Annotated in this window: 28 protein-coding genes, 1 tRNA gene and 1 other RNA gene; 12 read left to right on the top strand and 18 right to left on the bottom strand. The window is 66.6% G+C overall.

Annotation, left to right across the window (positions count from 1 at the left end; all coding sequences use genetic code 11):
• Window positions 1-30 precede the first annotated feature (30 nt).
• Both OK17_RS18860 and OK17_RS18855 read left to right on the top strand, forming a co-directional pair.
• Entirely contained in the window at window positions 31-483 is a 453-nt protein-coding gene (locus OK17_RS18860; RefSeq protein WP_461418376.1) for an anthrone oxygenase family protein, read from the top strand.
• A 166-nt stretch (window positions 484-649) separates the two neighbouring features.
• Window positions 650-1,456, top strand: a complete 807-nt coding sequence (locus tag OK17_RS18855; protein ID WP_461418375.1) for a DUF6159 family protein — start codon at window positions 650-652, stop codon at window positions 1,454-1,456.
• A gap of 143 nt (window positions 1,457-1,599) precedes the next feature.
• Here OK17_RS18855 and OK17_RS18850 read toward each other — a convergent pair whose 3' ends face one another.
• From OK17_RS18850 to OK17_RS18820, 7 genes are all read right to left on the bottom strand, one after another.
• Complete coding sequence (locus tag OK17_RS18850) at window positions 1,600-2,295, bottom strand: hypothetical protein (RefSeq protein WP_461418374.1); 696 nt, start codon at window positions 2,293-2,295, stop codon at window positions 1,600-1,602.
• A complete protein-coding gene (locus OK17_RS18845; protein ID WP_154884848.1) occupies window positions 2,292-2,927 on the bottom strand; it encodes a hypothetical protein in 636 nt (211 codons plus the stop codon). The genes OK17_RS18850 and OK17_RS18845 overlap by 4 nt, the downstream gene beginning before the upstream one ends.
• On the bottom strand, window positions 2,924-3,727 hold the full coding sequence (locus tag OK17_RS18840; RefSeq protein ID WP_461418373.1) for an ABC transporter ATP-binding protein: 804 nt from the start codon (window positions 3,725-3,727) through the stop codon (window positions 2,924-2,926). The genes OK17_RS18845 and OK17_RS18840 overlap by 4 nt, the downstream gene beginning before the upstream one ends.
• Window positions 3,720-4,784, bottom strand: a complete 1,065-nt coding sequence (locus OK17_RS18835) for a FecCD family ABC transporter permease (RefSeq protein WP_461418372.1) — start codon at window positions 4,782-4,784, stop codon at window positions 3,720-3,722. The genes OK17_RS18840 and OK17_RS18835 overlap by 8 nt, the downstream gene beginning before the upstream one ends.
• Window positions 4,765-5,922 carry an ABC transporter substrate-binding protein gene (locus tag OK17_RS18830; RefSeq protein ID WP_461418371.1) on the bottom strand — a complete coding sequence of 386 codons (1,158 nt, stop codon included), beginning with the start codon at window positions 5,920-5,922 and terminating at the stop codon, window positions 4,765-4,767. The genes OK17_RS18835 and OK17_RS18830 overlap by 20 nt, the downstream gene beginning before the upstream one ends.
• A gap of 262 nt (window positions 5,923-6,184) precedes the next feature.
• Window positions 6,185-6,257: transfer RNA gene (locus OK17_RS18825), tRNA-Ala, on the bottom strand.
• A gap of 110 nt (window positions 6,258-6,367) precedes the next feature.
• Complete coding sequence (locus OK17_RS18820; protein ID WP_461418370.1) at window positions 6,368-7,117, bottom strand: DsbA family protein; 750 nt, start codon at window positions 7,115-7,117, stop codon at window positions 6,368-6,370.
• 225 nt (window positions 7,118-7,342) lie between these two features.
• On the opposite strand from OK17_RS18820, the gene OK17_RS18815 reads away from it, so the two are divergent.
• A complete protein-coding gene (locus tag OK17_RS18815) occupies window positions 7,343-8,041 on the top strand; it encodes a VIT1/CCC1 transporter family protein (RefSeq protein ID WP_461418388.1) in 699 nt (232 codons plus the stop codon).
• On the opposite strand, the gene pgm is transcribed toward OK17_RS18815, so the two are convergent.
• Window positions 8,042-9,685 carry a phosphoglucomutase (alpha-D-glucose-1,6-bisphosphate-dependent) gene (gene pgm, locus OK17_RS18810; protein WP_232715491.1) on the bottom strand — a complete coding sequence of 548 codons (1,644 nt, stop codon included), beginning with the start codon at window positions 9,683-9,685 and terminating at the stop codon, window positions 8,042-8,044. It abuts the gene before it with no gap.
• A gap of 144 nt (window positions 9,686-9,829) precedes the next feature.
• Here pgm and OK17_RS18805 point away from each other — a divergent pair, with 144 nt between their 5' ends.
• Window positions 9,830-10,480 (top strand): alpha/beta fold hydrolase, encoded by a 651-nt coding sequence (locus OK17_RS18805; RefSeq protein WP_232715490.1) that lies wholly within the window; start codon window positions 9,830-9,832, stop codon window positions 10,478-10,480.
• 59 nt (window positions 10,481-10,539) lie between these two features.
• Complete coding sequence (locus OK17_RS18800) at window positions 10,540-11,046, top strand: hypothetical protein (RefSeq protein ID WP_232715489.1); 507 nt, start codon at window positions 10,540-10,542, stop codon at window positions 11,044-11,046.
• A gap of 25 nt (window positions 11,047-11,071) precedes the next feature.
• Here the strand turns inward: OK17_RS18800 and OK17_RS18795 are convergent, their stop codons facing one another.
• Window positions 11,072-12,856 carry a long-chain-acyl-CoA synthetase gene (locus tag OK17_RS18795; protein ID WP_232715488.1) on the bottom strand — a complete coding sequence of 595 codons (1,785 nt, stop codon included), beginning with the start codon at window positions 12,854-12,856 and terminating at the stop codon, window positions 11,072-11,074.
• 141 nt (window positions 12,857-12,997) lie between these two features.
• Between OK17_RS18795 and OK17_RS18790 the strand changes: the two genes are divergently transcribed.
• The 5 genes from OK17_RS18790 to OK17_RS18770 all read left to right on the top strand — a co-directional run bounded on the left by OK17_RS18790 (window position 12,998) and on the right by OK17_RS18770 (window position 17,292).
• Window positions 12,998-14,239, top strand: a complete 1,242-nt coding sequence (locus tag OK17_RS18790) for a CaiB/BaiF CoA transferase family protein (protein WP_461418369.1) — start codon at window positions 12,998-13,000, stop codon at window positions 14,237-14,239.
• Between the two features lie 197 nt (window positions 14,240-14,436).
• The gene (locus OK17_RS18785; protein ID WP_461418368.1) at window positions 14,437-15,360 is read left to right on the top strand and encodes a metal ABC transporter substrate-binding protein; all 924 of its coding nucleotides are present in this window, start codon (window positions 14,437-14,439) and stop codon (window positions 15,358-15,360) included.
• The gene (locus OK17_RS18780; protein ID WP_461418367.1) at window positions 15,357-16,130 is read left to right on the top strand and encodes a metal ABC transporter ATP-binding protein; all 774 of its coding nucleotides are present in this window, start codon (window positions 15,357-15,359) and stop codon (window positions 16,128-16,130) included. Before OK17_RS18785 ends, OK17_RS18780 begins: the two co-directional genes overlap by 4 nt.
• The gene (locus OK17_RS18775; RefSeq protein WP_006865502.1) at window positions 16,127-17,002 is read left to right on the top strand and encodes a metal ABC transporter permease; all 876 of its coding nucleotides are present in this window, start codon (window positions 16,127-16,129) and stop codon (window positions 17,000-17,002) included. The genes OK17_RS18780 and OK17_RS18775 overlap by 4 nt, the downstream gene beginning before the upstream one ends.
• A gap of 134 nt (window positions 17,003-17,136) precedes the next feature.
• Window positions 17,137-17,292: a DUF6131 family protein gene (locus OK17_RS18770; protein ID WP_006865501.1), complete on the top strand. Its 156-nt coding sequence runs from the start codon at window positions 17,137-17,139 to the stop codon at window positions 17,290-17,292.
• 132 nt (window positions 17,293-17,424) lie between these two features.
• Here OK17_RS18770 and ssrA read toward each other — a convergent pair.
• Both ssrA and OK17_RS18760 read right to left on the bottom strand, forming a co-directional pair.
• Window positions 17,425-17,800, bottom strand: a transfer-messenger RNA (tmRNA) gene (gene ssrA, locus OK17_RS18765).
• Window positions 17,801-17,977: 177 nt separating this feature from the next.
• Window positions 17,978-18,523: a TetR/AcrR family transcriptional regulator gene (locus OK17_RS18760; protein ID WP_461418366.1), complete on the bottom strand. Its 546-nt coding sequence runs from the start codon at window positions 18,521-18,523 to the stop codon at window positions 17,978-17,980.
• Window positions 18,524-18,677: 154 nt separating this feature from the next.
• On the opposite strand from OK17_RS18760, the gene OK17_RS18755 reads away from it, so the two are divergent.
• A complete protein-coding gene (locus tag OK17_RS18755; RefSeq protein ID WP_461418365.1) occupies window positions 18,678-19,037 on the top strand; it encodes a hypothetical protein in 360 nt (119 codons plus the stop codon).
• A 20-nt stretch (window positions 19,038-19,057) separates the two neighbouring features.
• Here the strand turns inward: OK17_RS18755 and smpB are convergent, their stop codons facing one another.
• From smpB to OK17_RS18720, 7 genes are all read right to left on the bottom strand, one after another.
• Window positions 19,058-19,534 carry an SsrA-binding protein SmpB gene (gene smpB / locus OK17_RS18750; RefSeq protein WP_006865498.1) on the bottom strand — a complete coding sequence of 159 codons (477 nt, stop codon included), beginning with the start codon at window positions 19,532-19,534 and terminating at the stop codon, window positions 19,058-19,060.
• Between the two features lie 87 nt (window positions 19,535-19,621).
• Complete coding sequence (gene ftsX / locus OK17_RS18745) at window positions 19,622-20,530, bottom strand: permease-like cell division protein FtsX (protein WP_006865497.1); 909 nt, start codon at window positions 20,528-20,530, stop codon at window positions 19,622-19,624.
• A 55-nt stretch (window positions 20,531-20,585) separates the two neighbouring features.
• A complete protein-coding gene (gene ftsE, locus OK17_RS18740) occupies window positions 20,586-21,272 on the bottom strand; it encodes a cell division ATP-binding protein FtsE (RefSeq protein ID WP_005198440.1) in 687 nt (228 codons plus the stop codon).
• An 88-nt stretch (window positions 21,273-21,360) separates the two neighbouring features.
• Window positions 21,361-21,840, bottom strand: a complete 480-nt coding sequence (locus OK17_RS18735) for a hypothetical protein (RefSeq protein WP_005198438.1) — start codon at window positions 21,838-21,840, stop codon at window positions 21,361-21,363.
• Window positions 21,840-22,802: a mechanosensitive ion channel family protein gene (locus tag OK17_RS18730; RefSeq protein ID WP_461418364.1), complete on the bottom strand. Its 963-nt coding sequence runs from the start codon at window positions 22,800-22,802 to the stop codon at window positions 21,840-21,842. Before OK17_RS18730 ends, OK17_RS18735 begins: the two co-directional genes overlap by 1 nt.
• The gene (gene prfB / locus OK17_RS18725; RefSeq protein ID WP_461418363.1) at window positions 22,799-23,914 is read right to left on the bottom strand and encodes a peptide chain release factor 2; all 1,116 of its coding nucleotides are present in this window, start codon (window positions 23,912-23,914) and stop codon (window positions 22,799-22,801) included. The genes OK17_RS18730 and prfB overlap by 4 nt, the downstream gene beginning before the upstream one ends.
• Window positions 23,915-23,943: 29 nt before the next feature.
• Window positions 23,944-24,345, bottom strand: a complete 402-nt coding sequence (locus OK17_RS18720; RefSeq protein ID WP_154884865.1) for a hypothetical protein — start codon at window positions 24,343-24,345, stop codon at window positions 23,944-23,946.
• Between the two features lie 19 nt (window positions 24,346-24,364).
• On the opposite strand from OK17_RS18720, the gene hisN reads away from it, so the two are divergent.
• Window positions 24,365-25,186 (top strand): histidinol-phosphatase, encoded by an 822-nt coding sequence (gene hisN, locus OK17_RS18715; RefSeq protein ID WP_232715480.1) that lies wholly within the window; start codon window positions 24,365-24,367, stop codon window positions 25,184-25,186.
• The last annotated feature ends 86 nt before the right edge of the window (window positions 25,187-25,272 follow it).

Genomic DNA, 25,272 nt, shown 5'->3' with positions numbered 1-25,272 from the left:
AATTCTAGTGCCGCTAGAAATGGAGTCGTCATGTCCCCTGTTCTCTCCGTGATCACCACCGTCGTCGTCGGACTGATGGTCGGCGTGGAACTCTCGGTCGCCTTCGTGATCAACCCGATCACCCTGGCGCTGCCCGCCCCCGCCTCGATGGCCGCCAGATCGCACGGAGCCCGCATGATGGGTCGGGCGATGCCATTCTGGTACTTCGGCTCACTGATCCTCGCCGGGGTGCTCGCCGCGACGACGTGGGGCACGACGACGTCGACCGCGGCCCTCGTGGCAGCGGCGCTGCTCGCGATCAGCGTGGTCATGTCGATCACGCTGCTGGTTCCGATCAACAACCGGTCCAAGAACTGGACCGCCGACTCGTACCCGGACGACTGGCGAGAGCAGACGCAGCGCTGGGACAACCTCCACTACATCCGGGTCGCGGTCATCGTGGCGGCCTTCGCCCTCGTCGCGATCGCCGCGGTGGCTTTGTAGGTTTACTGCCGCAGGACCCGTCCGAGTCGGCGCATGAGACCAATCGCGGCGCCGGTGCCCGGCGATCGCCTGACGCGCCCACCACTCGGCATGCCCGATTTGCCCGAAGCGATTGTTACTGTGCTCTGGGCCGTCACACCGGCCATCGGCTACCGAAAGGAACGGCGTGGCATCCTCGTGGGAGATCCTGAAGGCATCGGCGCGTATCTTGCGATCCCGCAAGGAACTGACGATGTTCCCGGTGCTGTCCGGTTGCACCCTGGGCATTCTCGCCATCGCGTCGGGCATCTTGGTCGTCACCCTTCCGGGCGTGCGGGACTCCACCGCAGGGCTGATCATCGTGGCGGCGGCCTTCTACTTCCTCGTGGCGTATGTGCTCACCTTCTGGCAGGCGGCGCTCATCTCACAGGCGGACATCACGCTCGACGGCGGCGACCCGAGCGTCGCAGGCGGTATCGCTCGGGCCACGCGAGCCGGCGTGCGCCTGGCCCCGTGGGCCGCGATCGTCGCGACCGTGTCGTCCCTGCTGGACGTCGCCGAACGTCGTCTGCCGCAACTCAACATCGTGTTCGACATGGCCTGGAACGTGACCTCCTTCCAGGTCTTGCCGATGATGGTTCTCGAGGACGAGTCCGTGCCCGGCGCCGTGCGGCGCGCCAGAGAAACGTTCCGGGAGGTCTGGGGCCGCAACATCCTCGGCGTCGCAAGCACCGGACTGATCTCGCTTGTACCGGCTGTGCCCGGTGCGGTCCTGATCTGGTTGGCCCTCACCGAACTCGACGGTGCGATGATCGTCGTCGTGGCGCTCATCGGGATGCTGTTCATCGCGGCGGGCGCCGTCATCGCAACCGCTCTCAAGGGCATCTACCAGACCGTGCTCCACCACTACCTGGTCGACCGTCGGATGCCTGAGGCGTTCGGCGGGATCGACGGTAGCCAGTTGGTTCGCACCCGACGCAGCGCTACCGCGTAGTCGCAGCCCGAAACGACAACACCCCCTACGAGGAGGGGGTGTTGTCGGTGGAACTACGCGTCGGTCGCAGACCGTCGCCTCACGCATTGCGAATCAACCTCTGCCACAAGGCCCGACCGGCCTCCCTGACACATCGGGGCCGATCAACTACCGGTGTTGTCCAACCACCGCAGGAGCGAGTACAGGAACCGCGTCGAACCGGGCATGAAGTTGTTGCCGTGGTGGTACGTGGGGTCCAGGGTGGTGACGATGATCCGGCCCGGCGTGCTGACGGTGTCCTCGTAGAGGATTGCGCCGGCGTCTGCGCGGGCCCCGGTCTCGTCGGGCTCTTCCGCGACCACCAGCGGCACGACGTCGGCCTCGGTGTGCAGCAACCCGTGGTGATGCCAGATCACGGACTTGGTGGACAGGTACTCCCACGCCTCGTGCTCGGGGTTGCGCGTACGGATCAACGGATCCGAACCCTCGAGCCACCACCAGAAGTTGGTGGGACGCGGACTCCACGAGACGCCCGGAAGCCAAGTGTGGGCGGCATTCTCACCGAGTACGACGAGTGTTCCTCCACGCTGGGGAACCGCAAGGAGCTGCTCCGTGTGCTTGCGGACGAGTTCCGGATGGAGCCGGTCGGCGAGCACGACGGTGTCGAACGCGTCGAGATCACCGTCGGCGAGGTCACCGAGGTAGACGAACTCGGGCTGATGGGCGATCACCGCCGGGTCCTTGAGTGTCTGCAGGTGGAAGTGCGAGCCGCCGTGAACGAAGGCGAGGCGCCGGCGCGAGCGCGGAGCGCGGTCGGTGCGTGCGAAGGGTTCGGCGACGGGATCGATGGTCGTGGTCATACCTGGGCCTCCTGCTGGGCGAGCCACGTGAGCAGCTGGGGGAAGATTCGTGCGGAGGTGTTCGGATCCTCCTGATAGACACCGACATCGAGACCGCCGTGGACGAGCACCTGGCCGGCGCCGAGCGGATACACGTAGTCGACCGGAAGCGCGTTGCGGCCGATGCGGTTTGCCACGACCGCGCCCTCCGGCAGCTTGTCACTGTAACCGCGGGCGTAGAAGCCGGACACCCCGCGCCGGAAGCTGACGTCGGCGGGATCGACTCCCTCCCACACCGGATGCGCGTCGCCGGAGACGATCGCGAGGTCCTTGGGGCCGAAGTACTGCAGCTTGCGCCACTTGCCGAGACCTGGCAGGAAATCTGTCAGGGGATGCCCCATGATCGCGACCCGGCCACCCGCGGTGACGAAGTCGGTCAGCAGGTCGCGACGGCGTTCGAGGAAGATCTGGTCGCAGTTGCCGTTGATCAGCAGGCCGCGGACGGTGCTCAGATCCAACTCGTCGAGCGAGTACAGGTCGACGGGAGTGACCTGGTCCGAGACGTCGGTGCCGCCGGACATCCCGGCATTCGATCCCATCGTCAGATGCAGAACGGGTGGAAGTGACTGCGGTGCAGTCGGATCGGTACTCATCGAGATACTTTCTGTAGGGAGGGCGCCGCGGGGGCTGTATCCGCGAACGTGTCATAACGGGTGTAGAGAACGGTGCGGGGGCCGCCGCGGTCGTCGACGGTCGTGCTGACCACGTCGATTCCGTACAGCTCGCTGAGCACATCGTCGGTGACGAGTTCGGCGACGGGACCGACGCGGATGTCGTCGACCGAACGCATCACCACGGCGCGCCCGCCGAGGTGCAGGACGTGGTCGGGGTGATGGGTCGTGAGCAGGATGCCCATCCCGTCGGCCGCCAGGTCGCGCAACAGCTCGAGCACTCGGGCCTGGTTCCGCAGGTCCAGGGCCGAGACCGGTTCGTCGAGGATCAGGAAGTTGCATTCGGACACCAGCGCTCGTGCGATCAGCACCAGCTGGCGCTGCCCACCGGACAGCGCCGCGAAGCTGCGCGTCGCCAGGTCGGCGATTCCGACCCGCTCGAGGATCTCGCGGGTGCGGGCGACGTCGGTACGACTGGGGGTGGCGAACGCCGACACCTTCTTGGCCCGCCCCATCAGGACCATGTCGAACACCGAGTAGGCGAAGTTCGACGCACTCGCTTGGGGGACATAGCCGATCGCGGCGTCATGGGTGACCGACCCCTCGGACAACCGGGTCAGTCCGGCGATACAGCGCAGCAGCGTGGTCTTGCCCTGCCCGTTGGGGCCGAGGATGGAGGTGATTCCTCCGTCGATGCGCAGACTGGCGTTCCGGAACACCCAGTCGCAGCGCGGGTAGTGGAAGCCGGCGTCCCGTAATTCGAGGGCGGTGTGATCAACCATCGATGAATGCCTGTCTGCGTGAATTGCTCAGGAGCAGAACGAAGACCGGGGCACCGATGATCGCGGTCAGGATACCCAGCGGGATCTCGCCGGCGCTGATGGTGCGCGACAACGTGTCGATGATCGTCAGGTATGCGGCGCCGAGGAAGAACGTCGTGGGCATCGAGATCCGGTGGTCGGGTCCGACCCACAGTCGGGCCATGTGCGGGACGACGAGGCCGACCCAGCCGATCACCCCCGACACGGCGACCGCACCGGCGGTCATGAACGCCACCATCGTCAGCAACACCGCTCGCAGCCGTCCGGGGTTCAATCCGAGTGCGGTGGCGTCGTCGTCGCCGAGCGAAAGGATGTTGATCCGCCATCGCAGACCGATCAGCACCGACGAACCGATGAGGATCGGGACGGCGGCGATCAGCACCTTGCCCATGTCTGCGGTGGCCAGAGAACCCATGAGCCAGAACACGATCGACGGCAGCGTGGTGTACGGGTCGGCGACGTAGGTGATGAACGAGACCAGCGCCGAGAAGAAGGCGCTCGTGACCACACCGCCGAGCACGATGGTGAGGATCGGTCCGCCCGCTCGGGTGCGCCCGATCAGCAACACCATGCCGAGCGCGACCAGACCGAACAGGAACGCCCCACCGACGAGGAAGGCCGACCCGAGCCCGAAGATCAGCGCCAGCACACCGCCGAACGACGCCCCGGAGGACACCCCGAGGATCTGCGGGCTCACCAGCGGATTACGGAACGCCGCCTGCAGTGCCGCGCCGCCGAGGGCCAGGCCACCGCCGACGAGCATGGCGAGCAGCACGCGCGGAAGACGAACGCCCAGAACCACGTTGGCTTCCGCCTCGGTCCAGGTGCGGGGCAGCGCGATCACCTCGTTGACGAGGATGCGGGCGACCTCGTTGACCGGCACGGTGTAGCGACCCACCGACAGCGAGATCAGGCCCACCGCAACGATGCCGACGGTCAGGACCAGCGGCACCACGATGCGCGTCGACGTGCGTGTCTTCTCCGGCTCGGCGACGAGCTCATGCACGGAAGTCGTCATAGTCCGCGCTGCCCGCGTTGTCCGGCACCTGCAGGATGCGATCGATGTCGGCATCGGTCACGTCGTAGGCGTACAGCGTCCGGTAGGTCTCCCGGATGCGTCCGCGCAGTTCGTGGTCGACGTCGGGGAAGAAGACCGAGTTGGCCCACATCCACATCAGATTGGACTCGTAGCACGGCGGGTCCCAGGAGAATCCGCCGATCGGAGCCTGGTAGACCCGCTTGTTCTTGACCGCCGACAGCGACGACCAGCGGGGATCGGCGTACATGTCGGCGGGTGTCGTGGGCTCGAAGTTGCCGAGGATCACGATCTCCGGATCCCAGCCCAGGACCTGCTCCCGGGTGACACCGAAGCTCGAACCCTTGCCCGCACCCGAGGCGACGTTCTTGCCACCGGCCAGTCGAATCCAGAAGTCCATGTAGCTGTTGTCGGCGCCGACCTTGATCTCGGGCGCGTTGTACATGTACAGCACGCGCGGGGCCGCGGAAGCGTGAGCCGCGGCGGCCTTCTCGACCACCTTGCGGTCGGCGGCCATCGTCGCGAGAACCGCGTCGGCCTGCGACTTCTTGCCGAGCAGTTCCCCGAAGATCGAGATCCAGGCCTCGAGGTCCTCCTGGGTGCCGTACTTGAGCAGCAGCACCTTCAGGCCGGCGTTGCGCAGCGGCGCGACGATGTCATCGCCCTTGTCGCCCCACTGGATCACGACGTCGGGGTTGAGGCTGAGGATGTGCTCGACGTTCGGCACGAAGTCGTTGCCGGCGACCACCGGGGTGTCGAGGAACGCCGGGAACATCGTGCCCAGCATGCCCTTGGATGCCATCGAGATCGCGACCTCGTTGACGCCGACGTTGCGTGCGGTGGACTGATCCGAACCGATGATCATCGACGGAACCGGGATGATCGTCGACGCGATACGGCCGACCGGGGTGTCGAAGGTGACCGTGTTCTGGTACTGGTCGACGACGGTGATCGGACCGCCCGCGGCGCCGGTGCCTGCCGTCTCGGAGACTGTTTCGCGGCTCGAGCACGCGGTGACACCCAACGCCCCCAGGGCAAGCGCGGCAACTCCCATCGAGCGCATGAGGTCGCGGCGCGAGAGGTGTGCGGCAGGGGCGGACGGACGGGGGCGGGCAGCCATCTGGACTCCAGGACAAGCAGGCGGCGACGCGATGCGCTGCTCTGCGCGTCGCGTCATCGGAACGGACATCTTCGACAATTAGGGGAGCTTATACTAACCAAGGCAAGCCTTGCTTCAGTGGTGATTCTGTGCCGACAATTCTGGGCACAGGGTGGCGAATTCCGTGCAGATACGATGTGCGCGAAGGGGACCCACCCCGGGCGCAGGACAACAAGCAAAAGGGTGGGTCAGACCCGAAAGTCTGACCCACCCTTTTGTCGAGTGGAGCTAAGGGGACTCGAACCCCTGACCCCCACACTGCCAGTGTGGTGCGCTACCAGCTGCGCCATAGCCCCGTATTTTTTGTTCCGCCCTGTTCACGGGCACTGTGAAAGTTACACCACTGCCTCGACGGCGACCAAATCCGCAGGAACCGGGCCCTTTGCGGGGCCCGGTCCCCCTCGGATCACGACTTGCCGGCGCCCAGAATGCCGTCGAGCCAGCCGGTGCCGTCGAGCAGTCCGTCGACGGGCTTGCCGTCGTGGAGGACGCTCGGGGTGCCCACCTGGCCGGCGGCCTTCTTGAGTTCGTCACTCGACGTGGCGGCGTTCGCTTCCGCCTGCGCAACCTTCTCGTTGTCGGTGATGCACTTCGCGGTCGCGGGTGTCGCACCCTGCGAGGTCGCCAGGCGCGCCAGTTCGGGGCTGGTGATGTTGCCGGTGCCGTCCTCGGCCGGCTGGGCGTCGAACAGCGCACTGTGGAACCGGAGGAACAGGTCGGTGTTCTGCTCCTGTGCCACACAGGTCAGCGCGCCCGCGGCACGGGAGCTGAAGTCACCGGTCGCCGACCGCGAGTTCAGGAAGTTGAGCGTGTGATAGCGCACCCGCAGCTTGCCCTCGGTGACCGCGGCGGTGATCGCGGGACCCGACTGCTGCTCGAACATCTTGCACACCGGGCACAGCGGGTCCTCGAAGACGTCGATCAGCGGCGCGTTCTCCGGTCCGACGATCATCGTCGAACTCGCTGCGAGCGCGGACTGGTCCGCGGTGCCCTTGTCGCGACCGCTCCACCAGATCCCGCCGATGACCAGGCCCGCGATCACCAGGATCGCGATACCTCCGAGGACGTAGGTCATCGTGCTCGACGGCGCGCTCGGCTGATACTTCGATGTGGTGGCGCGGGGCACGGAGGCTCCCGACTTACGCTTTTCGCTCACGTAACGACAATATCCGCGCCGCACTGATAATCGGCTGAGTAGATGCGCCCGAGGAGCACCGAATACGTGCCGCTTTCGCAAAATGATCTCGACACGGCTCGATCGGCGAAGGGACGGCTCGATCGGCGAAGGGACGGCTGGACCGGGAGAAGGACGGCTCGACCGGCGACCCGCGACATACGTCGCTACGCTCGCGGGGTGACCAACAGCGAGGTCGACGAGGAAATGGACCCGATCAGCCACGAGCACCCGGACGTCTCCGGCGGCCAGGTCCGCGCCGCGACCTTCGGCGCGATGGACGGGCTGGTCACCAACATCAGCCTCGTCGCCGGCGTCGGTGGCGCGGGCGCCAGTGCGCACACGATCATCCTGTCGGGCGTCGCCGGACTGATCGCCGGCGCTTTCTCGATGGCGCTCGGCGAGTTCACCTCGGTCTCGACGCAGAACGAGCAGCTCGACGCCGAGGTGGAGGTCGAACGCTCCGAGATCGAGAAGAACCCCCGCGGGGAGATCCACGAACTCATCGAGATGTTCACCGAGATGGGCATGACCGAGGAGACCGCGACCACCGCGGCGCAGGAGATCCATCGGGACCCCGAAGGTGCGGTCGACGTCCACATCACCCAGGAACTCGGCGTCGCCCCGTCGGACAAGCCGTCCCCGTGGGTGGCAGCGATATCGTCGTTCGTGATGTTCGGTATCGGCGGCGTCGTCCCGCTGATCCCGTACCTGCTCGGGTTCTCCTCGCTGCTCCTCGGCCTGTCGGTCGGCGCCGTAGGACTCCTCATCGCGGGCGGCGTCGCCGCGTACGTCACCCGCCACCCGATCGCCCGGGGCGCGCTGCGTCAGCTGTGTTTCGGCGTGATCGCCGCCGGCGCCACCTATCTGGTGGGCCTGGCGATCGGCATCCCCGCGGGCGGCTGATCAGCTCCCGAGCGCGGTGTCGACGACCTGCTGCGCCTCCTTCTGCACCTGCGCGAGATGCTCAGGGCCCTTGAAGGATTCGGCGTATATCTTGTAGACGTCCTCCGTTCCGGACGGCCGCGCGGCGAACCACGCGTTCTCGGTGGTGACCTTCAGGCCGCCGATCGCCGCCCCGTTGCCAGGTGCGGTTGTCATGATCGCGGAGATCGGTTCTCCGGCGAGTTCGGTGGCCTTCACCTGCTCCGGCGACAGCTTCGACAACACCGCCTTCTGCTCGCGCGACGCAGGCGCGTCGATCCGGGCGTAGGAGGTCTCGCCGTACTGCTCGGCGAGTTCGGCGTACCGCTGTGACGGCGTCTTGCCGGTGACGGCCAGGATCTCCGAGGCGAGCAGCGCCATGATGATGCCGTCCTTGTCGGTCGACCACGGCGTGCCGTCGAACATCAGGAACGACGCCCCGGCACTCTCCTCACCGCCGAACGCTACGCGTCCCGAGAGCAGTCCGTCGACGAACCACTTGAAACCGACGGGGACCTCCATCAGCGGCCGGCCGATCCCGGTGACCACCCGGTCGATGAGTGACGACGACACCAGCGTCTTGCCGACCGCCGCCCGCTCCGACCACTGCGGACGATGGGTGAACAGGTAGTCGATGGCCACCGCGAGGTAGTGGTTCGGATTCATCAGACCGGCGTCGGGCGTGACGATCCCGTGGCGGTCGGAGTCGGCGTCGTTTCCGGTCGCGATGTCGAAGGAGTCGCGCGCGGAGATCAGCGAGGCCATCGCGTTCGACGACGAGCAGTCCATCCGGATCTTGCCGTCGGTGTCGAGCGTCATGAACGAGAACGTCGGGTCGACGGTCGGGTTGACGACGGTGAGATGTTCGAGGTTGTAGCGCAGCCCGAGGTGGGCCCAGTACCCGACCGACGCACCGCCGAGCGGGTCGGCACCGATGTGGATGCCGGCGTCGCGGATGGCCGCCATGTCGACGACGTCGCCGAGGCCCTCGATGTAGTCCTGCAGGAACGAGTAGTCCGCGACGAACTCACTGGATCGAGCCCGCTCGAACGGAATCCGCTTCACGCCGTCGAGCTTCGCCGCGAGCAGGTCGTTGGCGCGAGCAGCGATGACCGAGGTCACGGTGGTGTCGGCCGGACCACCGGTCGGCGGGTTGTACTTGAACCCGCCGTCGCGCGGCGGGTTGTGCGACGGCGTCACCACGATGCCGTCGGAGAGCACACCGGGGTTCTCCTTGTTGAACGTCAGGATCGCGCGACTGACCGCAGGGGTCGGGGTGTATGAGTCGTCCTCGGCGGTGAACACCGACACCTCGTTGGCGGCGAGAACCTCGAGCGCTGTCCGCCACGCCGGAATCGACAAAGCGTGCGTATCGAAACCGATGAACAGCGGACCCGTGATTCCCGCACCGCGCCGGTATTCGACGATGGCCTGCGTCGTCGCGAGGATATGCGCCTCGTTGAATGCGGTGTCGAAACTCGAACCCCGATGGCCGGATGTCCCGAACACGACCTGCTGCAACGGGTCCGACGGATCAGGGACGTTGTCGTAATAGGCACGCTCGAGTGCCTCCACGTCGACGAGGTCTTCGGGCAGGGCCAATGTTCCAGCGCGGGAATGTGCCATATCGGCGATTCTGCCACCAAGATCGGAATTCGCCCGTCCGACGACACCAATTGGCGAGGCTCAGCAGACCGGTCCATATTAGCCTCGGAATCGAATCGCTAGGGTGAGACGATCGTCGACGTGCCGTTGGAGGCCTGCCGAACCATGTTGAACCCCGGTCCCCTGCGACTGCTCTCGCCCGGACTGTTCGCGACCCGGCGCGACCCGGCCGGCCTCCTCGTCCTGGTGCTGCCCGGCGGCACCGACGACAGTCGCAAACCGTTCAGTCCGTGGCAGGGCTCGGCGTTGCGCATGTACCCGTTCACGTGGTCGCTCCGATTGCGCTACGGACGGGCCGTGCGGGTGCATCAGGTGCGGTACCGCGTCTACGGCTGGAACGGCGACGAGAGCAGCCCCATGCTCCCGGCGCGCGCCGCGCTCGACGAGTTGTGCCGTCGCCACCCCGGCGTCCCCGTCGTCGCGATCGGCCACTCGATGGGCGGCCGGGTCGCCGCGCAGCTCGCCGCCGACCGCCGGGTCATCGGCGTACTCGCCCTCGCCCCCTGGTGGCAGTACGCCGACTGGCGACACATCCAGCCGGGCGCCCGCGTGGTGGCCGTCCACGGCGACGCCGACGAACGCACCTTCGCCAAGCGCACCCGCAAGGGCATCGACGAGTTGTCGGCGCAGGGCGTGGACGCCCATTTCGTCAACGTCCCCGACGGGGGCCACGCGATGCTCGACCACATCGGCCTGTGGCAGCGCAGCGCGCTCGACTTCGTGGGCGAGCGCTTGTCCGCTGTGCACCATGAGTAAACTCCGCAGGCTGACGTCTCCGGTCCCCGGCGGCGCGCACCACGAAGGAGTCCAATCGCATGAACGCGATCACCGTCACCGATCAGGGAACCCAGATCTCCTACAGCATCGATGACGTGACCCGATACCACGGTCCCGGCTTCCCGGGCGGCGTCGCGCACGCGTTCAAGGTCCTCGAGCGAGCTCTGCCCCAACTCGGTGAACCCGGCTCGGTCGAGCGTCGTGACATCGTCGTGGCCACGGCACATACCGGGCCCGGTGTACGGGACACCTTCGAGATGGTCACCCGCGCGGTGACCGAGAACCGCTACACCATCGACTCCACACTGGAGCGCAACGACCGCGGCGCGACGCTCGAGCGCTACGTCTTCGAGCTGTCCTACCGCGACCGGAAGGTCCGGCTGGAAATCCGCGAGGGGTTCGTGACGGATGAGTTCATCGCGCTGGCCCGGCAACCGGAGCGCACCACCGAGGAGGAGGCGCGCCTGACCCACCTCAAGCAGGAGATGGCGGACCGGCTCCTGGCTGCGCCGGCCGAGGCGGTCTACGACGTGGTGAACGGCTGACACCGCCACCACGTCGGCCCACCGCTCACCCCTGTCGCCGGGCTCCGGACAGTTCCTCGACGTACTCCGGGTAGAACTCGACGTAGGTGTCGCCCGAGAGCACGTACATCGGATCGTCGCCGGTCTCGGAGTAGGCCTGCTTGCGCAGTTCGGTACGCATGTTCTTGAAGGTCGACGTGTGTTCGAGCTGGTCGACGATCCGGACGAACAGCGGCACCGCGTAACTCGGCAGTCCCTTCCGGACGTGAGCGGCGAAGCCCGCGGCGTCGAACTCCTGACCGTCGTGGAGACTCACCGCCGCCATGCCGGCCTTGCCGTCGACACCAGGCACCGGCACACCGAAGACGACGGCCTCCTCGACGGCGTCGTGTGCGTCGACCACGGCCTCGACCTCGGTGGTGGCGACGTTCTCACCCTTCCAGCGGAAGGTGTCACCGATCCGGTCGACGAAGCCGATGTGGTGGAAGCCCTGGTCGCGGACGACGTCGCCGCTGTTGAACCACTGGTCGCCCTTCTTGCGGGCGTCGCGGACGATCTTCTTCTCGGTGGCCTTCGGATCGGTGTAACCGTCGAAGGGGACGCGCGAGTTGATCTGTGCGAGAAGCAGTCCCGTGCCGCCCTTGCCGACCTTCTTCACCCGGCCATCGGGCCCGCGCAACGGTTCGCCGGTTTCCTCGTCGTACTCGACGACGATGTAGGGCAACGGCGAGAAGCCCGCGGTCTTGGACAGCCCGAACACGTTGACGAAGCCGATGTTGGCCTCGCTGGCCGCATACAACTCGACGATGCGGTCGATGCCGAAACGTCCGGTGAAGTCGTCCCAGATGTCGGGGCGTAGGCCGTTGCCGACGGCGAGCCGGACGCGGTGCGCGCGGTCGGTCGGCTTCGGCGGCTGCGCCAGGAGATACCGGCACAGCTCGCCGATGTAGCTGAACGCGGTGGCGTCGTTCTCGATGAGCTCGTCGAAGAAGCGGGACGCCGAGAACTGCTTGCCGATCGCGAGGCAGGCACCGGAGTTGAGCACCGACGACAGTGAGATCGTGAGCGCGTTGTTGTGGTAGAAGGGCAGCGCCGTGTACATCACGTCGTCGCTGCGCAGTCGGATCCCGAGGCCGCCGATGCCGTTCATGGCGACCAGCCAGCGGTAGTGACTCAGCTTGCTGGCCTTGGGGTATCCGGTGGTACCGGAGGTGAAGATCAGGATCGCCGTCGAGCCGACCTCGACGGATTCGGTGGCCTTTGGATTGACCGGCGAGCATGGCGCGACCAGCGACGGCAGCTTCTCGAAGGTGAATTCCTTTGCCGGACGCGCACTCTGCGGTACCGAGTCCAGGGCCTCGACCAGATCCTCCTGGTACAGAACGACCTTGGCGTCGAGGAGCCCCAGGCTGTGCTCGAGCACTGCGCCGCGCTGGTGGAAGTTGATCATGCCGCAGATCGCGCCGATCTTGACGATGCCGAGCATGGCGATCACGACGTCGGGGTGGTTCTTCGACAGCACCGCCACCACATCGCCCTTGCCGACGCCCTCACGCGTCAGGAAGTCGGCGAGACGGTTGGCCCGGGCGTTGGCCTCGCGGTAGGTGATCGACGAGCCCTCGAAGCGCAGGAAGTCGCGGTCGGGGTACTTGTCGACGGACTGCTGGAAGCGCTTGCCGATCGACATCTTGGTGGTCGGCGGCTTGGGCAGCATCTCCGGCAGCACACGCAGAACGGTCCCGATGTCCTTGCGCAGCGATGCGACGCCCGCCGCCATGTCGGCGAGACGGATGTCGGGCAGGAGCCCGGTCCCCGATGCGTGATCAACCATTCAAAGCCTCCCCAGTATGTGTTCGACGACACACACCATAGCCGGAGATGCGCGACAATGGAACGCAAGATTCGATTCGTTCCAACCGTAAACCGACCCTTCGTATTGGCGTCGCACCTGTGACCGGCCACACTGTCTCCCATGACCGACAACACCGTTGCCGCGCCGAACCGAGAAGGAGCCCCGGCAGGACCGCTCGAGGGCGTCACCGTGCTCGAGCTGGGCACCCTGATCGCGGGCCCGCACGCCGCCCGACTCCTCGGCGACATGGGCGCCGACATCATCAAGATCGAACCGCCGGGCAAACCCGATCCGATCCGCACCTGGGGTCAGGCCGAGGTCGACGGCCATCGCTTCTACTGGACGGTCCACGCCCGCAACAAGAAAGCGATCACCCTCGACCTGCGCTCCGACCGCGGCCGAGAGATCTTCCTCGAGCTCGCCGACCGCGCCGATGTCGTCGTCGAGAACTTCCGCCCCGGCACGCTCGAACGTCTCGGCATCGGCCCGGACGTGTTGTCGGAGCGCAACCCCGGCCTCGTCATCGTGCGGGTGTCCGGTTACGGCCAGACAGGTCCGGATGCGACACGCGCCGGCTATGCGTCCGTCGCCGAAGCAGCAAGCGGCCTAAGGTATCTGAACGGCTACCCCGGGCAACTGCCTCCGCGACTGGCACTTTCGATCGGCGACACCCTCGCCGGCATGTTCGCCGCGCAGGGCGCACTGGCAGCCCTGTATCGCCGGACGGTGACCGGCAAGGGCCAGGTCGTCGACACCTCCCTCATCGAATCCTGTGTGGCCGTGCAGGAATCGGCGATCGCCGACTACGACGCGGGCGGCGTGGTGCGCGGACCGTCGGGCACCCGACTCGAAGGCATCGCGCCGTCGAACCTCTACCCCACCAGCGACGGCACGCACGTCATCATCGCGGCCAACCAGGACTCGGTGTTCGCCCGCCTCTGCCAGGCGATGGGCCGGCCCGAACTCGCCACCGACGAGCGATTCGCCGACCACACCGCCCGGGGTCGTAACCAGGACGAGCTGGACGCGATGATCGGCGAATGGTCGGCGCAGTACTCCGCCGAAAAACTCACCGAGGTGCTGAGCGCCGCGGGAGTGGTTGTGGGCCCGGTCAACACGGTCGCCGAGGTGGTCGCCGACCCCCATCTGCGGGCGCGCGGCATGATCGCCGAGCACTACGACGAGGGCGCCCGGCGAACCGTCCTCGGACCCGGCGTCGTCCCCCAGTTCAGCGAGACGCCCGGCGGCATCCGCAACGCCGGCCCGCCCACGCCGGGGTACGACAACGAGACCGTCTACGGCGAGATGCTGGGACTGTCGACCGAGGACCTGACCGAGCTACGGGAGTCGGGCGTCATCTGACCGGCCGCCGGTGAAATCCGCCCCCGAGATCCGCCCCCGGGATCCGCCCCTGAGATGCGCCCTCCACAGCCGGGGCGGCGACGATATGTCGCCGGACCCGTTCAGGAGGGTGGTTATCGGGGGCGGATTTCGTACGGATCGGGGTTTGCGGCCCCCCGGAGGTAGAAAGTTCGGCTCCCCGAAACTATAGTGTCGGCATGCCCAAGGTGCGCGCTCGTCGACTGCTGTCCGCCGGGGCGCTGATCGCTGTCCTGTGCACGGTCATCTCGGGCTGCACTCTGTCCAGCCGTCTCCCCGACGAGAAGGTCGTGCTCACGACGTTCACCGTGCTCGCCGACATCGCGTCGAATGTCGCGGGTGATCGCCTGCGGGTCGAGTCGATCACCAAGCCGGGCGCGGAGATCCACGGTTACGAACCCACTCCTGGCGACGTGCGACGCACCGCGACGGCCTCACTCGTCGTCGACAACGGACTCGATCTCGAGGCCTGGTTCGGCCAGTTCGTCGACGGACTCGACGTTCGGCATGTGGTGGCCAGCGACGGCATCGACCCGATCGACATCGCCTCGGATGCCTATGCGGGCAAACCGAATCCGCACGCATGGATGAGTCCGGTCAACGTCGGCATCTACGTCGACAACCTGGTCGAGGCGTTCACCGACCTCGACCCCGAGGGCGCCGAGATCTTCGCGGCCAACGGAGCGTCGTACAAGAAACAGCTGCAGCAGGTGCAGACCGAACTGGTCTCGGCACTCGACGACCTGCCGCCCAACGAACGCGCGCTGGTCACCTGCGAGGGCGCCTTCTCCTACCTCGCGCGCGACGCCGGACTCGCCGAGCGCTACATCTGGCCGGTCAACGCCGAACAGCAGGCCACCCCGCAGCAGGTCGCCGCGGCCATCGACTTCGTCCGCAAGAACCGGGTGCCGGCGGTCTTCTGCGAGTCGACGGTCTCCGACGCGGCGATGCAGCAGGTCGTCGGCGCAACCGACGCCCGCTTCGGCGGCACGCTGTACGTCGACTCCCTCTCCGAGGCCGACGGCCCGGTGCCCACGTACCTCGACCTGATCCGCCACGACGCCCGGACCATCGTGTCGGGACTGACGGGAGACAACCGATGATCACCTCGCATGCCATCGAGGTCGACGACGTGACGGTGCGCTACGGCCGCATCCTCGCGCTCGACCACGCCTCGGTGCGCGTGCCGACGGGCCGCATCTGCGCGCTCGTCGGCATGAACGGATCGGGCAAGTCGACGCTGTTCAAGACCATCGTCGGGTCGGTCACCCCGACCACCGGCTCGGTCACACTCGCCGGCAGATCCCCAGCCGCCGCGCGCAAGTCCGGCCTCGTCGGGTACGTCCCGCAGTCCGAGGACATCGACTGGTCGTTCCCGCTCTCGGTGCGCGACGTCGTGATGACCGGCCGCTACGGCCATCTCGGCTTCACCCGCCGACCCAAGCGCGCCGACCACGACGCCGTCGACAAAGCACTCGCGCGCGTGGAACTCACCGACTACGCCGACCGTCAGATCGGGCAGCTCTCCGGCGGCCAGCGCAAGCGAGCCTTCGTGGCCCGCGGCATCGCGCAGGAGGCCTCGATCCTGCTGCTCGACGAGCCGTTCGCCGGCGTCGACAAACGCACCGAGGCCACCATCACCGCGTTGCTGCGCGAACTCGCCGATTCGGGCGTGACGATCCTCGTGTCCACGCACGATCTGCAGGTCCTGCCGACGCTCGCCGACGAGGCGATCCTGCTGATGCGCCGGGTCGTCGCGCAGGGTGACCCCACCGAGGTGATCACCACCGACAATCTGGTGCGCGCCTTCGGACTCGACCCGCTGGACCGGACCGTGCAGGCTTCCGGCGACCGCCAGGAGGAGGCGTCATGAGCATCGTCGACCACCTCCTCGACCCCTTCGCCTACGCCTTCATGACCCGGGCACTGTGGGCGACGCTGATCGCATCGGTCGTCTGCGCGCTGTTGTCGTGCTGGCTGGTGCTGATCGGTTGGTCGCTGATGGGTGACGCCGTCTCCCATGCCGTACTGCCGGGAGTCGTGCTCGCCTACATCGTCGGATTCCCGTTCGCCATCGGCGCGGTGGTCTTCGGGTTCCTCGCGGTGGCGATGATCGGTGCGGTCCGCGACGGCGGCCGGGTGAAGGAGGACGCCGCGATCGGCATCGTCTTCACGTCGCTGTTCGCCCTCGGGCTGGTCCTCATCTCGGTGACGCCGAGCCAGACCGACCTGAACCACATCATCTTCGGCAACCTGCTCGGCGTCTCGGCGTCGGACCTGATCCAGATCGCGATACTCGGTGCCATCGTCGCGGTGATCCTGCTGCTCAAACGCCGCGACTTCACCCTCTATGCTTTCGACCCCACCCACGCCTTCGCCATCGGCCTCAGCCCGAGGTTGCTGGGCGCGGTGCTCCTAGCCCTGCTGGCCCTGACCGCCGTGACCGCGCTGCAGGTGGTCGGCATCGTGCTGGTGGTGGCGATGCTGATCATCCCCGGCGCGACAGCGCAAATGCTCACCAACCGCTTCACCCGCATGCTGGTCATCGCGCCCGCCACCTCGGCGCTGTGCGGCGTCATCGGCCTGTACGTGTCCTACTACCAGGACACTTCACCCGGCGGCATGGTCGTGCTGGTGCAGGGAATCCTGTTCCTGCTCGTCTTCCTGTTCAGCCCGACCCACGGCGTCATCAGCAAGCGACGTCGTCACCGTGAGCACGCGCTGGCCGACGCGGCCGCGGCCTGAGCCGCGGCGACACCGAGCGGCGTCGGAACGGTCGGTCGTCGTTCGGCGCATTGTCGGGTGTGACGGGGGTAACGTGAGAGGTGCTTGCAGCAGCGTCGAGCATCCTAGTAACTGCGACCTCCGGAGTGTGCGCGGTGATCATCCTCGGAATCATCCTTCTCGTTCTCGGATTCATCTTCGGCATCCCGATCCTGTGGACCCTGGGCATCATCGTCGCCGTGATCGGCGTGATCCTCGCGGTCCTCGGTGCCACCGGGCGCGCGGTGGGCGGTCGAGCCCACTACTACTGAGATAGGCCTTCGGGGTATCGGCACCAGAATCACGCCGCACTCGAACGCCGAGGTCAGCTCGGTTCCCGAACCGACCCTGTAGAAGCCGCTGTACCCAAAGCGCCCCACCTGCGAACAGGTGGGGCGCTCTGGCCGTGGAGCTGCCGGGAATTGAACCCGGGTCCTCCGTCGTGTTGGTAGGGCTTCTCCGTGTGCAGTCCGCTATGTCTCTACTTGGATCTCTCGGTCACGCGAACAAGCCGAGATGACGATCCCAGTCGCTGTTTGATGTTCCGACCTCGCCCGCGACCGGCGAGGACGGTGAGCTCCCTGAGATGATGCCGGCATCCGGATTCGGGAGCACAATCCGGGCCGACAGACTAGCCGTCGCTGATCAGGCAGCGAGGGCGTAGTCGCGCTGATTGGAATCGGCGCTTAATTGGTTGCTGCGACGCTTATACGGTGGTCTCCAGCCTGCACCGACACGCTTCCCCTACCTCGACGCACGTAGTCGAAACCGATCAGCCCCGAGACAGGTACCCGCCGACCGAAGTCAGCGAGTAATTCAGTCTAACAACTCCGACAGCGGACTTCATTCCCGGTTTCGACGGAGCTCAACCGGCGAGAAGAACGGAGCCCAACCGGCGAGAAGAACCGAGCTCAACCAGCAGGAAGAACCGAGCTCGACCATCGGGAAGAACCGAGCTCAACCACGGGCGAGCACGATCGGCGCGAACATGTCGACGACGCGGTCCTCCCAGCCGTCGCCGACACTCCCCGACCTGGCCCGTTCCGCAACTAGTGTTCCGACGATGCTGTCGATGAGCGTGTCCGGGTCCACGGTCGAAGTAAAGAGTCCGCGACTCTTGCCGTCGTCGATGACTCTCGCGAGGTCGGCGCGGTGCGTCGACAGCACGGCGCGAAAGATCTCGGTGAAGCCGGGATCGGCGTCGGTGATCAGTGCCGCCATCCCGCCGAAGCCGATGCCGTCGGACACCATCGACGCCGCGTGGCGGACCACCCATCGAAGGCGTTGCTCCCCCGACAGCTCGTCGTCGAGACCCGGTGGCGTCCCCACGGCGACGAGAGCCGCGGTGAGCATCTCGTCGCGATTGCGGTATCGGCGGTAGATGGTGGTGCGGGCGACGCCGGAGTGGGCGGCGACGGCCTCGATCGTCACGCCCGACGGCCCCTTCGTGCGCAGCAGCTCCAGCGCAGCCGTGATGATCTTCGGACCGCTGTCAGCAGGCAAGCGCGGAACCCTTCTCAGTCGGACCGGCGCCGTCGAGCACCGGTGCTTCAGGAATATCACGACACGCTCAGCCGCTACACAGAGTGTTGCGCTACAGTCGCCGTAGCGATACACACTATGTATCGGAACCCGCTACCCGAGGAGGTTGTTCGTCGTGCGCTCCGCACCCCGTCCAAGATCGTTCGCCTTCGCCGCTTACCTGGTGATGCTGCTCGGATTCCTGTTCCTTGGACTGTTCGTGATGTCGCTCGCCGGTGGCGTCGATGCACCGTCGTGGATGTTCGGACTCACGATGGCCGTCCTGTTCGCAGGTGCCCTCACCGCGTTCCGCATGCAGATCCGACTCAGCGAGGCCACCCGCGACAGCGATGTGTACGTGTCGTCGGACCCGCTCACTCCCCCGTTGCGGCGTACCGACGTCGAACAATACGAACGCACCTACCGCCGCGTGCCGGCGGCGACCGCCGAGACCCCGCACACGAATGAGGGCACGCGTCTCTACAAGGCAGCCTGAGATCCGACCGATCCGGTCGGTCAGCCCATGCCCTTCACGCGACGGCCGACCTCACGCTCGACCTCACGCTGCGCGGTCCGCTTGGCGATGTCGTGACGCTTGTCGTGGGCCTGCTTACCGCGGGCCAGCGCCAGCTCGACCTTCACCCGACCGTCGTTGAAGTACAGCGACAGCGGCACGAGCGTGAGGTTTCCGTCGCGGATCTTGCCGATCAGATTGTCGATCTCCCGACGATGCATCAGCAGCTTGCGCTTGCGTCGGACCGCGTGGTTGGTCCATGAACCGTGGCCGTACTCGGCGATGTGCAGGGCATGCAGCCACACCTCGCCGTCGTCGATCGTGGCGAACGCGTCCACAAGTGACGCCTTACCCGCGCGCAGGCTCTTCACCTCGGTCCCCACGAGGGCGATTCCTGCCTCGTAGACGTCGAGGATGGCGTAGTTGTGGCGCGCCTTGCGGTTCTGGGCAATCACGTTGCGTCCCTTTTCCTTGGGCATCGCGCACTCACCTCCTCGTGGATCGACGGTTGGCAGGGTCGAATAGACCGTAGTCAAGCGTGTGTGGAACGCCGGCGGCGGGTCCGCTCATTCCCGGACGTACACACGAAGAGTGACATATGCCGTCGCGCCCGCCAACACGATTCCACCGAGGATCAACCACGGCGCGACGAACAAGACGTCCGCCAGTTCGATGCGGGCGAAGAAGCTCACGCCGTAGAGCTCCTTCAGCGCGGTGTCGAAGAAGAACTTCTTCGCGAGCAGCAGACCACCGATCGCGAGCAACGCACCGACAAGGGCGGACACCACCGCCTCCAGGAGGAACGGCAGCTGTGTGTACCACCGCGTCGCGCCCACCAGGCGCATGATCGACACTTCGGTTCGTCTGGTGAACGCCGCGATCTGAACGGTGTTGATGATCAACAAGATCGCCGCGACCGCGAGCACCGAGGCGATTGCGAACGTCGCGTTGCGCACCCCGTCGAGCACACTGAAGATGCGTTGCACCAGTTTGCGGTCGTCCTTGAATGCGTCCACACCCAGGTCTTTTCGGCCCGCGTACTCGGTGAGCACCGCGTCGAACTGGGCCGGGTCGGAGACCCGCACCCGCAACGACGCCGGCAGTGTGCCCTCGACGATGTTCTCGGCGAGGTCCGGGTTGTTCGCGAAGATCTCCTTCGCACGCTTGTAGGCCTCGTCCTTGTCGAGGTAGGTCACCGAGGTGACGCCGGGCTCGTTCTCGAGCCCCCGTCGCAACTGCGCGCAGGGATCGGCCTGACACTGCGGATCGCGTTCGGTGACTTCGGGATTGAGGTAGAACTCCATCTCCACCCGGTCGAGGAAGATCTTCTGGCTCTTGTCGGCCATCTGGATCACCAACAGGCCACCGCCGAACATACCCAGCGTGATCGCCGTGGTGATGATCATCGCGATGGTCATGGTCGCATTGCGGCGCAGTCCGTTGAGAACCTCGCTGATGATGAAATTCGCTCGCATGCTTGCTCAGACGTCCTTGGGGGTCGTTGTTGTGTGTCGGGAGTGGGCTGAGCCGTCAGCCGATTCCGTACACACCCTGCGGGTCGTTGCGCACGAGCTGCCCGTTGTCGAATTCGAGGACGCGGCGTCGCATCGCGTCGACGATGTGCCGGTCGTGGGTGGCCATGACCACCGTGGTGCCCCGACGGTTGACGCGGTCGAGGACGTCGACGATCTCCTCGCTGGTCTCCGGATCGAGGTTTCCGGTCGGCTCGTCGGCAAGCAGCACGAGCGGGCGGTTGACGATCGCGCGGGCGATGGCCACACGTTGCATCTCGCCACCGGACAGCTCGTTGGGCATGCGGTCGTGCTTGCCCTCGAGACCGACATACTCGAGCACCTCGGGCACCACGCGCTGGATCGTCGACTTCGGTCGGCCGATCACCTCGAGCGCGAAGGCGACATTCTCGGCGACGGTCTTCTTCTGCAGCAACCGGAAGTCCTGGAAGACACAGCCGATCGACTGGCGGAGTTTCGGAACCGAACGGGCCCGCATCTTGTTGACATGGAACTCACCGAGGTACACGTCGCCACTCGTGGGCCGGTCCTCTTTGAGCAGCAATCGGAAGAACGTCGACTTACCCGATCCGGACGGACCGATCAGGAACGCGAACTCCCCCTTGTCGACCTCGAAGCTCAAATCCTTCAGAGCCGGTCGAGAGGATGCCTTGTACTGCATCGTGACGTTCTCCAGCTTGATCACGATGAGCCAGTGTAACGACGCCGCCTGAGAGTCCGTTCAGGCGCAACACGCCGCGTCGAACAACTCTCTGACCAGCGGTTCCCCGGCGTCAGCGTGTCGGAACGGGCGTGGTGGGCGTCGGCGCCCCGAAGTTCGGGATCTCGACGCCGGGCAGACCCGGGATCGTCTGACGCGTGGTGGACTCCGACGGCGACCCCGTCTGTCCCGGCGGCAGAGGCGTCCCGGTCCCACCCTCGACCCCGGGTTCGCCGGTCGTCGACGACGCCGACGACGTCTGCGAGGTGGATTCCTCGTACGTCGACGGCAGCGGCCGCTCGTAGGTCGGTTCGACGACCTGCGACGTCCTCGGCGCAGGACGCGGCGGTTCCGGCGAGACGACGCCGTAGCGCTGGGAGGTGTAGCCATAGAGGATGCAGCAGACAATGAACACCACGAAGAGGATGGCGGTGCTGATCCGGATCGACGTCCGACCGATGTGCTGATTCCACCGGAAGGTGCGCCGACGACGACCGTCGTCCTGGCCGCTCGCCCCCGACTGAACGGGCTGATTCTCCTGAGATCCGGTCATCACTCGTCCCCGTCCCGGTCGCGACCGACCTGATCGGCCAGGGTCGCCGGCGGACCGCTCGAGGCCTGGATGTCGCGCGGCGGCACGTTGATCCCCTCGCGGACCAACGCCCGGATGATGTGGACGCGAAGTGCGCGACCCACCTCGAACTGCTTGCCCGGCAGGGTGCGCGTGACCATGCGCACGGTGATCGAATCGAGCTCGAGGCTGACCACACCGAGGGAGGACGGCGCGTCGAGCAGCAGGTCGTGCCAGCGCGGCAATGCGTAGAACTCACGACCGACGCGGTCGAGTGTCTCGTTGACCAGACCGATGTCCGCTTCCGCCGGAATGGGTACGTCGACGACGGCGCGCGCCCAGTCCTTCGACAGGTTGGTGGCCTTGATGATCTGACCGTTGGGAACGGTGATGACCTCGCCCTCGCTGGTGCGCAGCTTGGTCACGCGGAGGGTGACATCCTCCACGGTCCCCTCCGCCGGCGCGTTGCCGGTCACCGTCAGGTTGACCACGTCACCGTAGCCGTACTGCTTCTCGGCGACGACGAAGAAGCCGGCCAGGATGTCCTGCACGATTCGCTGCGCGCCGAAGCCGAGTGCCGCACCGATCACCGCGGTCGGGCCGGTGAGCCCGCTGAGCGGGATGCCGAAGACGCCCAGGATGTGGATGATGACGACGATCGCAATGCCCACGATGAGCGTCCAGGCCACCACGTCGACGAGCGCCCGACGATGTTTGGCGTCCTCGGTCTGGACGATCAGATCACTGGTGGAGAACCGCGATTCGACCCGATTGGCGTACTTGCCGGCGAACCACCGGATGACGCGGGCCAGCAGCACCGCACCCAGGATCCAGATGACGATCTCGAGGCCGTTCGTGGCCAGCCAGACATAGACCCGACCGATGAGGATCTCGGTCGGGGACGGCGCAGCGGCCAGCAACTCGGCTCCCGAGGTCACGGTCACGCTTCGGCAGACGCCATCCGCCAGCGGATGCCGGCCTCGATGAACTTGTCGAGCTCGCCGTCGAGCACCGCGGTGGGGTTGTTGTCCTCCACGCCCGTCCGCAGGTCCTTGACCATCTGGTACGGGTGCAGCACGTAGGACCGCATCTGGTTGCCCCAGCTCGAGCCGCCGTCGCCCTTGAGCGCGTCGAGTTCGGCGCGCTCCTCCTGGCGCTTGCGCTCGAGGAGCTTGGCCTGCAGCACGCGCATGGCCGACGCCTTGTTCTGCAGCTGGCTCTTCTCGTTCTGACAGGTCACGACAATGCCGGTCGGGATGTGGGTCAGGCGCACGGCGGAGTCGGTGGTGTTGACCGACTGGCCGCCGGGGCCCGACGAGCGGTAGACGTCGACCTTGATGTCGTTCTCGTCGACGTCGATGTGGTCGGTGGTCTCGACCACCGGCAGCACCTCGACCTCGGCGAACGAGGTCTGGCGGCGGCTCTGGTTGTCGAACGGGCTGATCCGCACGAGGCGGTGGGTGCCCTGCTCCACCGAGAGGGTGCCGTACATGTAGGGCGCCTTGACGGCGAAGGTCGCGGACTTGAGGCCGGCCTCTTCGGCGTAGGAGGTGTCGTAGACCTCGACGCCGTAGCCCTTCCGCTCGGCCCAGCGGATGTACATGCGCATCAGCATCTGCGCCCAGTCTGCGGCGTCGACGCCACCGGCACCGGAACGGATGTTGACCACGGCCTCGCGGGAGTCGTACTCACCCGCGAGCATCGTCTTGACCTCCATGGCCTCGATGTCGGCGCGCAGGCCGGCCCGCTCCTCGTCGGCATCGGCCAGGGCCGCGGCCTTGTCCTCGCCCTCTTCGGCGTCGGCGAGCTCGTAGTGCACGGGCAGGTCCTCGAGGCGCTGACGCAGCTCGGAGACCTTGCGGAGTTCGGACTGCGCGTGCGACAGCTCGCTGGTGACCTTCTGTGCGTGGTCCTGGTCGTTCCACAGGTCGGGATCCGAGGCCTGCATCTCCAACTCGTCGATTCGACGACGGAGCTCCTCGAGGTCGAGCACCTTTTCCACGGTGGTCAAGGTGGCGTCGAGGGATTCGAGGTCTGCGGTTACGTCGGGATGCACAATCATCCAGAGTACCGACGCGGGCCGGGTCAGACAGCGTCAGGCCCCATGGGCGGCTGCGGATCGGGCAGGACGCCGAACTGCCAGGACGTGACGGCCTTGTGCGGCTTGTAGATCACCGGCAGGTCGTCGCCGACCTGCGGCCACGGATCATCCGGCCCGAGCACGAGCGTTCCGTACACCTCGGTCGGGTTGGTCTCGGGCCCGACGATGGTCCCGGTGATGGTGTAGAAGCGCTGACCGTTCTTGTCCGTGGCGCTCTGCGGATCGGACTGGTTGTCGGAGACACCGACGATCGTCAGCATTCCCTGCACATATTGCGAGGCCTTCCCGGCGGACATGGCCCGCGGGTTGCGTCCCCGCTGCCACTGCATGACCAGCACCACCACCAGTGCGGCCAGCAACAGGGTGAACGTCACGGTGAGCAGCATGAGGGCTACCCTACCGGGCATGTCCGCCGACTCCGGTCCGAAGAACCCAAGCACCTCTCAGAGCTTCGACGACGACCTCGAACTCGCGCTGTCGCTCGCCGATTCCGCCGATGCGCTGACCATGGACCGGTTCGGGGCGGTCGACCTCCGCGTCGACGACAAACCCGACCTCACGCCCGTCTCCGACGCCGACCTCGCCTGCGAGACCCTCATCCGCGAACGGCTCGCCGCCCGCCGGCCCGCCGACATGGTTCTCGGTGAGGAGTTCGGTGGCGACGCCGCCCTGTCCGGTCGTCAATGGGTCATCGACCCCATCGACGGCACCAAGAACTTCGTGCGCGGCGTCCCGGTCTGGGCCACGCTGATCGCACTGCTCGTCGACGGTGTGCCGACGGTCGGCGTGGTGTCCGCACCCGCGCTGCGCCGACGCTGGTGGGCCGCCGGCGGTCTCGGCGCCCACACCTGTTTCGACGGCGAGGACGCCCGTGAGCTCTCGGTGTCGGGGGTCGGCGACCTGTCGTCGTCGAGCCTGGCCTTCTCGAGCCTCTCCGGCTGGGCCGACCGCGGCATCCGCGACCGCTTCGTCGATCTCACCGACCAGGTCTGGCGCGTCCGCGGCTACGGCGACTTCTTCAACTACTGCCTCGTCGCCGAGGGCGCGGTCGACATCGCCGCCGAACCCGAGGTCTCCCTCTGGGACCTCGCACCCCTCGACATCCTGGTCCGCGAGGCCGGCGGCCGGTTCACCGCACTCGACGGAACCCCCGGCCCGGCCGGCGGCAGTGCCGTCGCGACCAACGGACTCCTGCACGACGAGGTGCTCGCCGCGCTGCGGCCCTAGACCTCCGTACCGGTCTCCTCGTCACACGCCCCTCCGCTACTCGACGAGCGGGGACTCCCACCGCTCCCTGAGGTGCGAGGAGCGAT

This window comes from Gordonia sp. GN26 (assembly GCF_054823965.1).
This window is presented reverse-complemented; position numbering and strand designations above follow the sequence as displayed.